This is a genomic window from Lentzea jiangxiensis, from assembly GCF_900104175.1.
Taxonomy (GTDB): Bacteria; Actinomycetota; Actinomycetes; order Mycobacteriales; family Pseudonocardiaceae; genus Lentzea; species Lentzea jiangxiensis.
The window spans coordinates 39,765-54,425 of the sequence record NZ_FNIX01000004.1; the positions used below are offsets into that span (position 1 = coordinate 39,765).

Annotated in this window: 16 protein-coding genes; 7 read left to right on the forward strand and 9 right to left on the reverse strand. The window is 69.9% G+C overall.

The features are described from left to right. Positions 1–4: 4 nt before the first annotated feature. Positions 5–889, reverse strand: a complete 885-nt coding sequence (locus tag BLQ91_RS14110) for a UTP--glucose-1-phosphate uridylyltransferase (protein ID WP_090097300.1) — start codon at positions 887–889, stop codon at positions 5–7. 38 nt (positions 890–927) lie between these two features. On the opposite strand from BLQ91_RS14110, the gene BLQ91_RS14115 reads away from it, so the two are divergent. The 4 genes from BLQ91_RS14115 to mscL all read left to right on the forward strand — a co-directional run bounded on the left by BLQ91_RS14115 (position 928) and on the right by mscL (position 2,957). After that, on the forward strand, positions 928–1,494 hold the full coding sequence (locus BLQ91_RS14115; RefSeq protein WP_090097301.1) for a 5-formyltetrahydrofolate cyclo-ligase: 567 nt from the start codon (positions 928–930) through the stop codon (positions 1,492–1,494). A gap of 94 nt (positions 1,495–1,588) precedes the next feature. Continuing rightward, a complete protein-coding gene (locus tag BLQ91_RS14120; protein ID WP_090097302.1) occupies positions 1,589–1,891 on the forward strand; it encodes an FmdB family zinc ribbon protein in 303 nt (100 codons plus the stop codon). 71 nt (positions 1,892–1,962) lie between these two features. Further along, positions 1,963–2,517 (forward strand): SAF domain-containing protein, encoded by a 555-nt coding sequence (locus BLQ91_RS14125; RefSeq protein WP_090097303.1) that lies wholly within the window; start codon positions 1,963–1,965, stop codon positions 2,515–2,517. Next, positions 2,517–2,957, forward strand: coding sequence for a large-conductance mechanosensitive channel protein MscL (gene mscL / locus BLQ91_RS14130; protein ID WP_090097304.1), 441 nt, complete (start codon positions 2,517–2,519; stop codon positions 2,955–2,957). The genes BLQ91_RS14125 and mscL overlap by 1 nt, the downstream gene beginning before the upstream one ends. Before the next feature lie 434 nt (positions 2,958–3,391). Here the strand turns inward: mscL and BLQ91_RS14135 are convergent, their stop codons facing one another. The 8 genes from BLQ91_RS14135 to BLQ91_RS14170 form a co-directional block, all read right to left on the reverse strand. After that, positions 3,392–3,574: a hypothetical protein gene (locus tag BLQ91_RS14135; protein ID WP_090097305.1), complete on the reverse strand. Its 183-nt coding sequence runs from the start codon at positions 3,572–3,574 to the stop codon at positions 3,392–3,394. Beyond that, positions 3,561–4,061 carry a MogA/MoaB family molybdenum cofactor biosynthesis protein gene (locus tag BLQ91_RS14140; RefSeq protein WP_090097306.1) on the reverse strand — a complete coding sequence of 167 codons (501 nt, stop codon included), beginning with the start codon at positions 4,059–4,061 and terminating at the stop codon, positions 3,561–3,563. The genes BLQ91_RS14135 and BLQ91_RS14140 overlap by 14 nt, the downstream gene beginning before the upstream one ends. Positions 4,062–4,066: 5 nt before the next feature. After that, entirely contained in the window at positions 4,067–4,927 is an 861-nt protein-coding gene (locus BLQ91_RS14145) for a sensor histidine kinase (RefSeq protein ID WP_090097720.1), read from the reverse strand. Positions 4,928–4,950: 23 nt separating this feature from the next. Then, positions 4,951–5,637: a response regulator transcription factor gene (locus BLQ91_RS14150; protein WP_218130276.1), complete on the reverse strand. Its 687-nt coding sequence runs from the start codon at positions 5,635–5,637 to the stop codon at positions 4,951–4,953. 170 nt (positions 5,638–5,807) lie between these two features. Further along, a complete protein-coding gene (locus BLQ91_RS14155; protein ID WP_090097722.1) occupies positions 5,808–7,322 on the reverse strand; it encodes a S1C family serine protease in 1,515 nt (504 codons plus the stop codon). Positions 7,323–7,373: 51 nt separating this feature from the next. Next, positions 7,374–8,462 (reverse strand): galactose-1-phosphate uridylyltransferase, encoded by a 1,089-nt coding sequence (galT, locus tag BLQ91_RS14160; protein WP_090097307.1) that lies wholly within the window; start codon positions 8,460–8,462, stop codon positions 7,374–7,376. Then, the gene (locus BLQ91_RS14165; protein WP_090097308.1) at positions 8,459–9,256 is read right to left on the reverse strand and encodes a DeoR/GlpR family DNA-binding transcription regulator; all 798 of its coding nucleotides are present in this window, start codon (positions 9,254–9,256) and stop codon (positions 8,459–8,461) included. The genes galT and BLQ91_RS14165 overlap by 4 nt, the downstream gene beginning before the upstream one ends. 1 nt (position 9,257) lies before the next feature. Next, positions 9,258–11,240 carry a beta-galactosidase gene (locus BLQ91_RS14170; RefSeq protein WP_090097309.1) on the reverse strand — a complete coding sequence of 661 codons (1,983 nt, stop codon included), beginning with the start codon at positions 11,238–11,240 and terminating at the stop codon, positions 9,258–9,260. A 305-nt stretch (positions 11,241–11,545) separates the two neighbouring features. Between BLQ91_RS14170 and BLQ91_RS14175 the strand changes: the two genes are divergently transcribed. From BLQ91_RS14175 to BLQ91_RS14185, 3 genes are read left to right on the forward strand one after another with little or no spacing between them, the layout of a single operon-like run. Next, the gene (locus tag BLQ91_RS14175; RefSeq protein ID WP_245733414.1) at positions 11,546–12,787 is read left to right on the forward strand and encodes an ABC transporter substrate-binding protein; all 1,242 of its coding nucleotides are present in this window, start codon (positions 11,546–11,548) and stop codon (positions 12,785–12,787) included. Continuing rightward, complete coding sequence (locus BLQ91_RS14180; protein ID WP_245733415.1) at positions 12,784–13,740, forward strand: carbohydrate ABC transporter permease; 957 nt, start codon at positions 12,784–12,786, stop codon at positions 13,738–13,740. The genes BLQ91_RS14175 and BLQ91_RS14180 overlap by 4 nt, the downstream gene beginning before the upstream one ends. Beyond that, the gene (locus tag BLQ91_RS14185; protein ID WP_245733416.1) at positions 13,737–14,645 is read left to right on the forward strand and encodes a carbohydrate ABC transporter permease; all 909 of its coding nucleotides are present in this window, start codon (positions 13,737–13,739) and stop codon (positions 14,643–14,645) included. Before BLQ91_RS14180 ends, BLQ91_RS14185 begins: the two co-directional genes overlap by 4 nt. Positions 14,646–14,661 lie beyond the last annotated feature (16 nt).

The following is a 14,661-nucleotide window of genomic DNA, read 5'->3' on the forward strand; positions in this document are numbered from 1 at the left end:
GCGCTCAGGAGTTGTCGAGGCGTTCCCGCAACCACTCGCGCAGATCGGGTCCGTACTCCGGGGTGTTGAGTGCGAAGTCAACCGCAGCCCGCAGGAATCCGGCGGGATTGCCGAGGTCGTGTCGCCCGCCGCGGTGGACGACGACGTGCACGGGGTGCCCCTCGTTGATCAGCAGCGCGATGGCGTCGGTGAGCTGCAACTCGCCACCCGCGCCGGGCGTGATGCGCTTGAGGGCGTCGAAGATCGCCCGGTCGAGCAGGTACCGGCCGGCCGCGGCGAACGTCGACGGCGCCTCCTCCGGCTTCGGCTTCTCGACCATGCCGACGACCTGCTTGACGTCGTCGCTGCCGGTGTCGCGGACGTCGAACACGCCGTAGGCGGAGATCTGCTCGCGCGGGATGTCGAACGCCAGCAGGACGCTGCCGCCCTTCTCCTGGCGGACCTCGGCCATCTTCTTCAGGGCGCCGGTCGGCAGGATGATGTCGTCGGGCAGCAGCACCGCGACGGCCTCGTCCTCGCCGGACAGGTTGCCCTCGGCGCAGCCCACGGCGTGGCCGAGGCCGAGCGCCTGGTCCTGGATCGCGGTCTCGGCCTTGATCAGCCGGGGCGCGCGCTGGATCTTCTCGACCAGGTCGGACTTGCCGCGCGCGGCGAGGGTCTGCTCCAGTTCGGGGTTCTCGTCGAAGTAGCTCGCGACGGAAGCCTTCTCCGGCGACGTCACGATGACCAGCTTCGTGGCCCCTGCCTCCGCTGCTTCCCGCGCCACGTACTCGATGGCGGGGGTGTCGACCAGCGGCAGCAGTTCCTTCGGCACGGCTTTGGTCGTGGGGAGGAAACGGGTGCCCAGACCGGCCGCGGGCACGATAGCGGTGTGGAAGGCGCTGCTCATGGGCTGCGATGCTAACGACATACCGAGGGATACCCACCATGACGTCCGCTCTTCGTGACCGGAAGGCCGCGTTGCGTTCACTGTTGCTGGCCGCGCGCAGGTCGTTGCCCGCCGACGTCCGCGCCGCCGAGGCCGCCGCGCTGGCCGCCCACGTCGCCGCCCTCGACGTCGCCCCTGGTCAGACGGTGTGCGCGTTCCTGCCGGTCGGATCGGAACCGGGTGACGCCTCGTGGCTCGACGGGCTGCGGTGCCGGGTGCTGCTGCCGGTCGTCACGGGGGCCTCGCCGCTCGACTGGGCCGAGCACACCGGGGCGGCCGGGCTCGCGCCGGCGGCGTGGGGGCTGCTGGAGCCGACCGGGACCCGGCTCGGCGCCTCGGCGATCGCCGGAGCGTCGCTCGTGCTCGTGCCCGCGCTGGCCGTGTCGGTGGACGGGGTGCGGCTCGGGAAGGGGCAGGGGCACTACGACCGCTCGTTGCCGCTGGTCACAGCCCCGCTGGTGGCCGTGGTGAGGGACTGCGAGGTGCTGGACGAGGTGCCCGCGGAGCCCCACGACGTGCGGATGAACGGCGTGCTGACGCCCTCGGCGGGGCTGCGGTGGCTGTGATGTTGACCTGGGGTGTTTGCGCTCCGGGAAGGTGCTGGGCGAAAATCGTGTTGGCACTCACAACGGTCGAGTGCCAGATCTAGGAGCGAACCCAGTGCCTACGTACCAGTACGCCTGCACCGCGTGTGAGCACCGGTTCGAGGCGGTGCAGTCGTTCAGCGACGCCTCCCTCACCGAGTGCCCGGAGTGCTCGGGCAAGCTGCGCAAGCTCTTCGGAGCCGTCGGTGTCGTGTTCAAGGGCAGCGGTTTCTACCGCACGGACAGCCGTTCCGGCCCGGCCAAGAGCACGACGCCGTCCTCGACGTCCCCTTCCACGACGTCCTCCTCCACGTCGACCTCGACGTCCTCCTCGGACTCGAAGCCCTCGACGAGCGCTCCGGCGGCCGCGGCCTCCTGAAGATCGCGAGTTGTCCACAACTTGCGGCCGAGCCCGTTCGACCTGCCCCTGACCGCCCTACGGTCAGGGGCATGACCCTTTCCAGCACCGCCGTCGACCGGATCCGCTCCCTGGTACGCCGCCGTCCTCCCGCCGCGTGGCGCCGCCTGCTGGCTCTGGGGTTGGTGCTCGCAGCCCTGGTGACGGCCTTCTGGCCGGACGTGGGTCATCCCGCCGTGGTCGCCTCACGAGATCTACCCGCCGGGGCCTCGCTCACGGCCGCGGACGTCCGCGTCGTGCCGCTGGCGGAGCCGTTGCCGGGCTCGTTCACCGGTGCCGACGCCGTGGTGGGCCGCGCGTTGTCGTCACCGGCGCGGGCGGGGGTCCCGCTGACGGACTTCGACCTCGCCGACGCCGCGGGCGACCAGGCGTCGGTGGCCGTGCGCGTGGCCGACCAAGGCCTCGCCGGCGTGGTGCGGACCGGCGGCAGGGTCGACGTGGTGTCGGCGTCGGGCGAGGTGCTGGCCGAGAACGCGGCGGTGCGGGAGACGCGCGGACAGGTCGTCGTGATCACGTTGCCGAGACTTCATGCAACTCGTGTGGCCGCGATGTCACTGGACCACGCATTAGCAGTTACTCTCCGCTGATGCTGAAGGGATTCAAAGACTTCCTGATGCGCGGGAACGTCGTCGACCTGGCCGTGGCCGTGGTCATCGGCACTGCGTTCACCGCGATCGTCACCGCGTTCACCACGAGCCTCATCAAGCCGCTCATCGCCTCGCTCGGCAGCGCCGAGACGAAGGGGCTGGGCTTCTACGTCCGCTCCGGCAAGGAGGACACCTACCTCGACTTCAGCAACGTCATCAACGCCGCGATCAACTTCCTGATCGTGGCCGCGGTCGTCTACTTCGTCCTGGTGCTGCCGATCAAGAAGATCCAGGAGCGCCGCAGGAGGGGCGAGGAGGCGGGCCCGTCCGAGCCGACGAGCGTCGAGCTGCTGATCGAGATCCGCGACCTGCTGGCGAACCAGCAGGACAACCAGCCGCAGACCACCGTGGTGCAGGACCGCCGCGGCCCCGCGATCTGACCTCCGACCGTCCCCGCCGAGACGAAGCGCGCAGCCGCGGCCCGGGCTGCGGTGCCGCGCGCTTTGTCCTGGCCCGACCGGCCGCGGGTTCGTCGAGGTCTCGCCGTGGTCTGGGCCAGGCGCGTTGCCGCGAGGTGTGCGACCCGTGCCGGACGGGCCGCGAGTGGGTGGTGTGCCGCGATCGCGTGCGCTTGTCCCGCACGACGGCCAGAGGTCGGGCACGAGCCCGTCGAAGGCTTGCCGAGGCGCGAGCGAGGCGCGAGCGAGGCACGTTGCGCGGCCGCGAGCAGGCGGCGTGCGGCGACCGACAGCCCCAGGCGTCCCACAAGGTCCGGCCAACCGCTCATCAACCGCTGAGGCAGCCCCACAGAGCCGTAGGCAGCACCCGGCGTCACCGAGTCACAACCAGCCCGGCGCGACCAGCGCGCGGCAGGTCAGCCGCCGTGGTGCGGTGGTCTGTTCTCGCGGTACCAGGCTTCGCGGTCGTCCGCCGAAGCCCCGCCGCCGCGCTCGTCCGACGTCGTCTCCGGCAGCACGTCGCCGAACACCTCGGCCAGCCGGCGACGACGCGCTGCGGCGTCGTCGTCGGCCGGCTTCGGCGACTCATTCTTCGTCAAGGCCGCTCAGCTGCTCGATGACGTAGGGCACCAACGCCGACAGCGTCGCCATGCCGTCGCGGACCGCGGAGCGCGAGCCCGCGAGGTTCACGACGAGCGTGCTGCCGGAGACGCCGGCGAGGCCGCGCGAGATGCCCGCGTCGACCGCGCCCGCGGCGAGGCCGGAGGCGCGGAGTGCCTCGGCGATGCCGTGGAGCGGGCGGTCGAGCACGCCCTGCGTGGCGTCGGGGGTGACGTCGCGCGGGGACACGCCGGTGCCGCCCACGGTGACCACGAGGTCGACGCCGCCGATGACGGCCGTGTTGAGCGCGGCCCGGATGTCGACCACCTCACCCTCGACCGCGACGGTGCCGTCGACGATGAAGCCCACTTCTTCGAGAAGCTCGGTGACGAGAGGCCCGGAGTTGTCGTCCTGCTCACCGTGCGCCACCCGGTCGTCCACGATCACGACCAAAGCGCGGCCAAGGCGCTGCGCGCTGCGTTCCATACCGATCACCGTAGCGGGAGTCGGACTTCGAAGCGGCAGCCAGGACCGTGGTTCTGCGCGTGGATCCGGCCGTGGTGCGCCTCGACGAGGCCGCGCGCGATGGAAAGGCCCAGTCCGGCGCCGGACGGGTTGCGCGCGGACGAGCCGCGGAAGCCCACGTCGAACACCTGGGGCAGCACGTCTTCGGGGATTCCGCCGCACGCGTCGTCCACGCGCACCACGGCTTCCGGTCCGTCCACATCGACCTGGACGGCGATCGCGCCGCCCTCCGGTGTGTGGCGGATGGCGTTGGACACAAGGTTGCGCACGACACGCATCAGCTCCGGGTCGGAGCCCCGCACGACGGGCCACGTGCGGGCGTCCCCGCGCAGTTCGACGCCCTTCAGCCCCGCGACGGGGCGGGAGGCGGCGACCACGTCGCTGACGACGTCGGCCAGGGCGACGTCGTGCATCGGCAGGTTCAGCGCGCCGGCGGTGATCCGGGAGAGCTGGAAGAGGTCGTCCACGAGCTTCGAGAGGTGGTCGGCCTCCTGCGCGATCTGCTTGGCGTAGACGGCGACCTCGCCCGGTTCGGACACGACGCCGTCCTCCAGCGCCTCGGTCATCGCCCGGATGCCGGCCAACGGCGTCCGCAGGTCGTGCGAGATCCACGCCACCAGCTGGCGGCGGGCCGCCTCCGCCTCGCGCTCCCACATGGTGCGGCGCGCGATCGCCCGGCCCAGCATGATCGAGAACGGCACGGTGACCAGGCCGACCAGCGCGCACACGACCAGCGCGGCACCCATCATCGGCGTGAACATGAACCCGCTGACCACGAGCACGCCGGCGATGGTCGCGACCACCGGCACGATGACCATGACGGTCATCGCGGTGGTCAGCGAGACGCGGCTCAGCCTGTCGAACACGGGTCGTACCGGTAGCCGACGCCCCACACCGTGCTCAGCCGGCGCGGTTTCGCGGGGTCTTCCTCGATCTTCTCGCGCAACCGTCGCACGTGGACGGTCACGGTCGACTGGTCGCCGAACTGCCAGCCCCACACCCGTTCCAGCAGCTCCGCCCGGCCGAACGCCTTGCCGGCGTTGCCGATGAAGAACGCCAGCAGGTCGAACTCGCGGGTGGTCAGCTGCAGCGGCCGGTCGTTGACCGTGGCGGTGTGCGCGGCGACGTCCAGCACCAGGTCGCCGTCCCGCACGACCCGCGGCTCGTAGGACCGGTGGGACCGGCGCAGCACCGACGAGACGCGCAACGCGAGCTCGCGCGGGCTGAACGGCTTCGTCACGTAGTCGTCCGCGCCGATCTGCAGCCCGGCGATGCGGTCTTCCTCCTCGCCGAGCGCCGTCAGCATGACGACGGGCGTGCTGCCGCGTTCCCGGATCCGCCGGCACACCTCGAGGCCGTCGATGCCGGGCAGCATCAGGTCCAGCACCACGATGTCCGGCTCGTGCGCGGCCATCACCCGCAGCGCCTGCTCCCCGTCACCGGCGAGCTCCACCTCGTACCCGGAGTGTTCGAGGTAGCGGCGCACGACATCGCGCACCGTCGTGTCGTCCTCGACGACCAGCACCCGCTCCACCACGTCACCACGTTAACGCCAGGAACGCCGGACGGGCCCACGACGTCACGAGGACGTAAGAAGAGGCCCGGGCCTGTGTGCGGGGCAGGTGCTCACAGGTCCGGGCCTCTCCGGGGTCGTCGCGCTCGGGTTCCGGCGGGCGGCGGACGCCCCGGCCCCGAGCGTCCCCCGACCTACCCCACCTCGACGCCGTCGAGGGTGGCTTCCACCGTCCTGTTGTCGGACAGCGTGATGGTGACCTTGTCGCCGGGCGCCTTGGAACGGACGGCGGCCACGAGCGTGTCCGACTCGTCGATGCGGCGGTCGCCGAACTTGGTGATCACGTCCCCGGCCTTCAGCCCGGCCTTCTCGGCCGCGCCACCGGAGGTGATCTCGGAGATCCGGGCGCCCTGCTCGGTCGACTCGACCTTGACGCCGAGCACGGTCTGCCTGGGCTTTCCGGTCTTCACGATCTCGTCGATCGTGCGGCGCGCCTGGTCCATCGGGATGGCGAAGCCGATGCCGACGGACCCGGCCTGGCCTCCCGCGGAGTTCGGGCTGTAGATCGCCGAGTTGATGCCGACGACCTGGCCCTGCATGTTCACCAGCGGGCCGCCGGAGTTGCCGGGGTTGATCGCGGCGTCGGTCTGGATGGCGTTCAGGACGGTCGCCTGCGAGTTGCGGGCGTCGCCGCCGGCGGAGACCGGGCGGTTCAACGAGCTCACGATGCCGGAGGTGACGGTGCCGGACAGCTCGAACGGCGACCCGATCGCGACGACGCCCTGGCCGATCTTCAGGTCGGCGGAGTTGCCGAGCTGCACGACCGGCGCACCCGAGATGCCCTCGGCCTGGATGACGGCGATGTCCGAGCTGGGGTCGCGGCCGAGGATCTTCGCGGTGGCGGTCCTGCCGTCCTGGAAGACGACCTTGATCGTGCCGCCGGCCGCCGCGCCCTCGATGACGTGGTTGTTCGTCACGACCTGGCCGTTGCTGGAGATCACGAAGCCCGAGCCCTCGCCGGCGCCGGACCGCGTGACGACCTGGATCTGCACGACGGACGGCAGCAGCCTGTTCGCCACGTCCTCGACCGAACCGGCCGGGGCGTTGCTCGTCTGGGACGCCGGGCGGGGCGCGTCGAGCGAGCTGATCGCGGACGAGTCGTTCGCGAAGTTGTAGCCCAGGTAGCCGCCGAGGCCACCGGAGAGCCCGCCGACGAGCAGCACGAGGGCGGCGACACCCGCCACGACCTTCCCGCGGCCCTTGGGGCGCGGTGCGGCGGGCGGGGGCTGGAAGCCGGGCGGGAGGTAGTACTGACCCGTCTGCGGGCCCGCGAACGGGGCGGAGGGCGGTCCGGCGGGGTGCTCCGCGCCGAACTGCACGGCCGGGGCGCCGGGGCCGAGCGGGTGGGGTTGGCCGGACCCGGGAGGAGGAAGCTGCCGGCCGGGTCCGGACCCGCCGAGCTGCGTCTGACCCGCGTCAGGTGAGGGCACCTGCGGCTGGGCCGGGGTGAAGGAGGCGGGAACGTCGCCCAGGCCCGCCGGGGCGCTCTGCGCCCCGGCCTGGCCGGATCCCCCCTGCAAAGGATCCGGCCGGCCGGGACCCGGCAGCGACGGGCCCTGCTCCCGCGCGCCGGAGTCCGTCTGACCGGCGCTCGGCTGCACGGCGTCGGGCTCGTCCGGCTGCTGCGCTGGCTGGTTGCTCTCGGTCATGCCCATAGTTTCGGGTGTCGTCCTGAGAGAACCCTTAAACCAGCCTGGGAGCTACTTGTGTGTTGCCCGGAGCCGTTCCGCGATCTGCTCGGGCGTCACGTCGTTGATCCACACGGCCTCGCCGGACTCGGAGCCCGCGAGGTACTTGAGCTTGTCCTTCGTCCGCAGGACGGAGAAGACCTGCAGGTGCAGCCACATCTCCTCGCGGCCGGTGTTCACCGGCGCCTGGTGCCAGGCCGCGATGTAGGGCAGCGGCCGGTCGTAGAGCGCGTCGAGCCGGCGCAGCACCTTCAGGTAGAGCGACGCGAAGTCGTCACGCTCCACTGAGGACAGCGCGGCGATGTCGGGCACCTGGCGGCGCGGCGCCAGCAGGACCTCGACGGGCCAGCGGGCGGCCGCGGGCACGAACGCCACCCAGTGCTCGGACTGCTCCACCACGCGCGCGCCCGCGCGGAGCTCGGCCTCCAGCAGGTCGCCGAACAACGGGCGGCCGTGCTCGGCGTAGTAGTCCTCGGCGGCGGACAGCATGCGTTCGGTGCGCGGCGTCACGAACGGGTAGGCGTAGATCTGGCCGTGCGGGTGCGAGAGCGTCACGCCGATCTCTTCGCCGCGGTTCTCGAACGGGAAGACCTGCTCGACCCCTGGCAACGTTGACAAGAAGGCGACGCGGTCCGCCCAGGCGTCGACGACGGTGCGCACGCGCGACTCGGAGAGCTCGCCGAACGACTTGGTGTGGTCCGACGTGAAGCACACGACCTCGCAGCGCCCGCGGCCCGGTGCGCGCACGAACAGCTCCTCACCATCCACAGTGGACGGCACGTCCGGCACGTTCTGCGCCAGCGAGGGGAAGCGGTTCTCGAACACGACGACGTCGTAGCCGGACTCGGGAACCTCGGTGGGCCTGCCCGGTGTCGACGGGCAGAGCGGGCAGAGGTCCGCGGGCGGCTTGTAGGTCCGCGTCTGACGATGGGCCGCCATGGCGACCCACTCGCGGGTCAGCGGGTCCAGCCGCACCTCGGACATCGGCTGGGTCTCGGGGAGGTCCCGGGAGTCCACCGCCACCCGCGGCGGTGCCTCAGCGCTGTCGTCGAAGTAGATGATCTCCCGGCCGTCCGCCAGCTTTCCCGCGGTACGCCTCACGCCAACTCCTCGCCACTTCCTGGAACATGAGCCAACACCAACTCGCCGACCTGTTCGCCGAGGATCGCCCGCGCGTCGTCCGGCAAACCTTCGTCCGTCACGAGGACGTGCGCCTCGTCGAGGTCGGCGATCGTGGAAATGCCCACGGTGCCCCACTTCTCGTGGTCCGCGACCACCACCACGCGTCCGGCGGCGTCGACGAGCGCGCGGTCCGTCTCGCTCTCGTTGAGGTTCGGGGTGGTGAAGCCGGAGCGCTCGGCCATGCCGTGCACGCCCAGGAACACCACGTCGAGGTGCAGCGACCGCAACGCCTGCACGGCCACGGGGCCGACGAGCGCGTCGGACGGCGTGCGGACGCCACCGGTCAGCACGACCGTGCGGTCGGTGCGCCCGCTCTGCTGCAGCACGTCGGCGACGCGGATGGAGTTCGTGACGACGGTCAGGTCCGGGATGTCGTCGAGGAACCGCGCTAACGTCCACGTCGTCGTGCCGGCGGACAGACCGATGGCGGTGCCGGGGCGCACGAGGCCCGCGGCGGCGGCCGCGATCGCTTCCTTCTCGGGCAGCTGGCGGACCGACTTGGCCTCGAACCCGGGCTCGTCGGTCGAGCGCCCGACGACGGACGTCGCCCCGCCGTACACCTTCTCCACGAGGCCGCGCGCGGCCAGCACGTCGAGGTCGCGGCGCACGGTCATGTCCGAGACGCCGAGCCGGACGACCAGGTCGCTGACGCGCACCGCCCCCGTCCGCCGGACCTCTTCGATGATTACCGCCTGCCGCTGACGTGCCAGCACCTCACACCTCTTCCCTGAGGACGACCACGTCCCCGGCGCGCACGGTGAGGCGTCCGGAGACCTGCGTGCCGGACAACACGTCGACACCGGACGCCTCGATCTGCGCATCGGTGCCGGTGTGGTTCACGGCGAAGAGGAACGATACGTCGCCCTTGCGCCGCACGAGCTCAATCGGCGAACGCGACACCGCGACGCCCGCACCGGAGAGCGCGTTTTCCACCGTTCGGCTCAGGCCGCCCTCGTCGAGGTCGCACGCCACGTACCACGCGACACCGCCACCGAACGCGTTGCGCGTCACCGCCGGTACTCCCGGCAACGGTCCGTCCTCGTAGGAGACAACGGTGTCAGCGGTGCGGGTGTGCAGGTGCTCCGTCCACAACGACGCCGTCGAGCCGTCGGTCAGCGTGACCGTCTCGTCCTCGCGCAGCGGGTGGAACTCCTCCGACCAGACGCCGAGCACGTCGCGGAACGCGCCGGGGTAGCCGCCGAGCCGCACACGCGTGTGCTGGTCGGCGACACCGGACAGGTACGTGACGAGGACGTGCCCGCCGCCCGCCACGTAGTCCGCGACCACGGCGGCGTGCGCGTCCGACACCGCGTAGAACGCCGGCACGACCACGAGCGAGTACGCCGAGAGGTTCGTGCCCGGCGCGACGAAGTCGACGGTGACGCCCGCCTGCCACAGGGCCTTGTAGTAGCCGAGGACGTGCCGGTAGTGGTCGAAGTCGTTGGTCGGGTGCGCGTCCTGGCGCAGCGCCCACCCGGACTGGAAGTCGTAGAGCACGGCGACCGAGGCGTCCACAGTGGAGCCCACGACCTCGGTGAGCCTGCCGTACTCGGCGCCGACCTCGCAGACCTCGCGGTACACCTTGGTCTCCGTGCCGGCGTGCGGCACCATCGCCGAGTGGTAGCGCTCGCTGCCGCCGCGCGACTGGCGCCACTGGAAGAACAGCGTGCCGTCCGCGCCGCGGGCGATGTTCTGGAACGAGTGCCGCCGCATCTCCCCCGGCAGCTTCGCGATGTTGCGCCGCTGCCAGTTCACCGCGGACGTCGAGTTCTCCATGAGCAGCCACGGTTTGCCGCCCGCGAGCCCGCGCACCAGGTCGGCGGACATGGCCAGCTCGACGTGCCGGTCGGGCGACTGGGCCTCGGTGTAGTGGTCGTTCGAGACGAAGTCGACCTCGCGGGCCCACTTCCAGTAGTCGAGGTCGCCGAACGTCCAGTTCGCCATGAAGTTCGTGGTGATCGGGACGTCGGGGGTGACCATGCGCAGGACGTCGCGCTCGGCCTTGTACAGCTCGAGGATCGCGTCGTCGGAGAACCTGTCGTAGTCGAGCACGTGCGCCGGGTTCTGGAAGGTCGGCGTGACGCGCGGCGGCAGGACCTGCGCGAAGTCGGTGTAGCCCTGGCTCCAGAACGCCGTGGACCACGCGTCGTTGAGCTGGTCGAGCGTGTAGCGGCTCGCCAGCCACTCGCGGAACGAGGCGGCGCACGTGTCGCAGTAGCAGCGCTTCACGTGGCACGCGTACTCGTTGCCGACGTGCCACGCGGCGAGTGCCGGGTGGTCGCGGTAGTGCGAGGCCATCTCGGCGGCGAGCGCGGTCGCCCGGTCGCGGTAGATCGGCGACGACGGGCAGTACGCCTGCCGGGAGCCGTGCGAGAGCCGCACGCCGTCCGCGCGGACCGGCAGCATCTCGGGGTGCTCGGTGGTGAGCCACGGCGGGGGCGCGGCGGTCGCGGTCGCGAGGTCGACGCGGATGCCGCCGGCGTGCAGCAGGTCCATCACGCGGTCGAGCCAGCCGAACCGGTACTCGCCCTTGCTCACCTCGATCTTCGCCCAGCTGAAGATCCCCACGCTGACCAGGTTCACCCCGGCCCTGCGCATGAGCTCGACGTCCTCGGACCAGACGTGTTCGGGCCACTGCTCGGGGTTGTAGTCAGCACCCCAGGCGAGGCCAGGCAGGTGGGTCGGCCAAGTCGTCACGGGCGCAAGCGTGGCCGACGACAACCCCCAACGTCAACACAAGCAAACACAACTTCGTGTGGAGTCCGTGTGCGGTTGGACCGGGAAAAGTACCGGGAAACATGTAGGACGCGACTGTGCATGGGTTTAACAGCTCCGTAACGGGGCTTGACATGGTGTATGACTGCGACCACATTGTGCGCAACTTTGTTGGAGTCCTGTTCGGTTCGTATGAGCGAGCGTCACCTGTAGGAGCGATGATGGTTCTGCACACGCCTGGTTCCACTCCGTTACCGCACTTCGGTCGGCGAGCGATGCTGCGGATCATGCTGGCCGGTGCCGGCGTGGCCGCGACCGGTGGTCTCGCGGCCTGTGGCGGCGGTTCCGGCTCGGGCGGTGACTCCAAGACCGTCACGTTCGGCAACAACCTGTCCGACCAGGTGCCGAAGGACGCGATCACGGCCGCGCTCAAGGGCTTCGAGGGCCAGTCCGGCGGCCTCTCGGTCACGATCAACACCAAGCAGCACGAGCAGTACCAGGAGCAGATCAACAACTACCTGCAGGGCAAGCCGGACGACGTGCTCGCGTGGTTCGCCGGCTACCGCATGCGGTTCTTCGCCGACCAGGGCCTCACCGGCGACCTCAGCGACCTGTGGGGCAAGGTCGGCGGCAACTACTCCGACGCGCTCAAGCAGGCGTCGACGGGCTCGGACGGCAAGCAGTACTTCGTGCCGTTCACGCAGTACCCGTGGGGCATGTTCTACCGCAAGAGCGTCTGGCAGGAGCGCGGCTACGCGATTCCCAAGACCCTCGACGAGCTCGTCGCGCTCGCCACGAAGATGAAGTCCGACGGCCTGATCCCGATCGCCTTCGCGCAGAAGCAGGGCTGGCCGGGCATGGGCACGTTCGACCAGCTCAACTTCCGCATCAACGGCTACCGGTTCCACGTCGACCTGCTGGCCGGCAAGGAGGACTGGCAGGACAAGAAGGTCAAGGACGTCTTCGACACCTGGAAGCGGCTGCTGCCGTTCCACCAGGAGAACGCGCTCGGCCGCGAGTGGCAGGAAGCCGCGCAGACGTTGCAGCAGAAGAAGTCCGGCATGTACCTGCTGGGCTCGTTCCTCGGCCAGCAGTTCCCGGACGCCGAGAAGGACGACCTCGACTTCTTCCCGTTCCCGGAGATCAACCCGGAGCACGGCACCGACACGGTCGAGGCGCCGATCGACGGCTACATGATGGCGAAGAAGCCCGGCAACCCCGAGGGTGCGCTCAAGCTGCTCGAGTACCTGTCGACCGCCGAGCCGCAGCTCACCTACCTGAAGTCCGACGCGTCCGTGGTCGCGACCAACCAGAAGGCGGACACCTCCGGCTACAACTCGCTGCAGAAGAAGGCGGCCGAGGTGATCAAGAACGCCAAGCACATCACGCAGTTCCTCGACCGCGACACCGACCCCGGCTTCGCGAGCGAGGCGGCCACCAACGGCCTCATCGAGTTCATCAAGGACCCGAACAACATCGACTCCGTGCTCAAGGGCATGGCCGACCAGGCGAAGAACATCTTCAAGTGACCGCGGTGCAGGAGAAGCCGAAGGCGGTGGCCCCCTCCGGGCCGCCGCCTCGTCGGCGTGGAAAGCGTGCCACCGCTCTCGCGGGCACGGACACGCTGGTGCTCGCGCTCATGCTCGGCATCCCCACGATCGTGCACCTGCTGTTCGTGTGGATCCCGGCGCTGGGCTCGGTCGCGCTGTCGTTGAGCCGTTGGAACGGCATCGGCGGCCTCGAGGACATCGAGTGGATCGGTGTCGCCAACTACGTGGAGATCTTCACCGAGTACCCGCGGTTCTGGCCGGCGGTGCAGCACAACCTGATCTGGTTGCTGTTCCTGCTGGTCGTCCCGACCTCGGTAGGTCTGCTGCTGGCCGTGCTGCTCGACCGGGAGCTCCGGTTCAGCCGCATCTACCAGAGCGCGCTGTACCTGCCGATGGTGCTGTCGCTCGCGCTGGTCGGCTTCATCTGGCAGCTGATCTACACCCCGGACGGCGGCCTGCTGAACTCGGTGCTGGGTCTCGGCGACGACCCCGTCGACTGGATCGGCGACTCGGACGTCAACCTCTACGCGGTGCTCGTCGCGGCCGCGTGGCGCCACACCGGCTACATCATGCTGCTGTACCTGGCGGGCCTGAAGTCCGTCGACCCGGCGCTGAAGGAAGCCGCCGCGCTGGACGGGGCCTCCGCGACGCAGACGTTCTTCCGCGTCACGTTCCCGGTGATGAAGCCGGTGAACATCGTCGTCGCCGTGGTGACGGTGATCGAGGCGCTGCGCGCGTTCGACATCGTGTACGTCATCAACAAGGGGCGCAACGGCCTGGAGCTGCTGTCGGTGCTGGTGACCGACAACATCATCGGTGAGGCCTCGCGCATCGGCCGGGGCTCCGCGGTCGCGGTGATCCTGCTGACGATCTCGCTCGGCGTCATCATCCCGTACCTGTACCAGGTGTTCAGCAAGGAGAACAGGACGTGACGGCCACGCTGGAACGGCCGTCGGAGACGGTCGAGGTCAAGAAGAAGCGCCCGGTGACGCCCGCCCGCGTCGCGTTGCACGTGTTCCTCGTCCTGACGTGCCTCATGACGCTGGCCCCGCTGCTCTGGGCGGTCTACGCGTCGCTGCGGACCTACGAGGACACGTCGGTCAACGGCTACTTCTCCATCGCGAAGTCGCTGACGTTCGAGAACTTCGCGAAGGCGTGGGAGATCGGCGACCTGCCGCACTTCTACTGGAACACCTTCCTGATCACCGTGCCCGCGCTGGTCATCACGCTGGTGCTCAGCTCGATGGTGGCGTTCGGCGTCTCGCGGTTCAGCTTCAAGTTCAACATCGCGCTGCTCATGCTGTTCACCGCCGGCAACCTGCTGCCGCAGCAGGTGATCGTGACGCCGCTGTGGAGGCTGTACCGGCTGATCGAGCTGCCGGCGTGGGTGTCGGAGAGCGAGTCGCTGATCGACTCACCGCTCGGCGTGATCCTGATCCACATCGCGTTCCAGATGGGCTTCTGCACGTTCGTGCTGTCGAACTACATGAAGACCATCCCGTACGAGCTGACCGAGGCCGCCCGCGTGGACGGGGCGTCGGTGTTCCGGCAGTACTGGCAGCTCACCCTGCCGCTGTGCCGGCCGGTGCTCGCGGCGCTGGCGACGCTCGAGTTCACCTGGATCTACAACGACTTCCTGTGGGCGTTGGTGCTCATCCAGGACGGCGACAAGATGCCGGTGACCTCGGCGCTGCAGAACCTGAAGGGCACGTTCTTCACGGACAACAACCTGATCGCAGCCGGCTCTCTCCTGGTCGCGCTGCCCACCCTGGTCGTGTTCTTCGTGTTGCAGCGGCAGTTCGTGGGCGGACTGACGCTGGGATCGACGAAGGGCTGAGACCGGACGCGAAGAG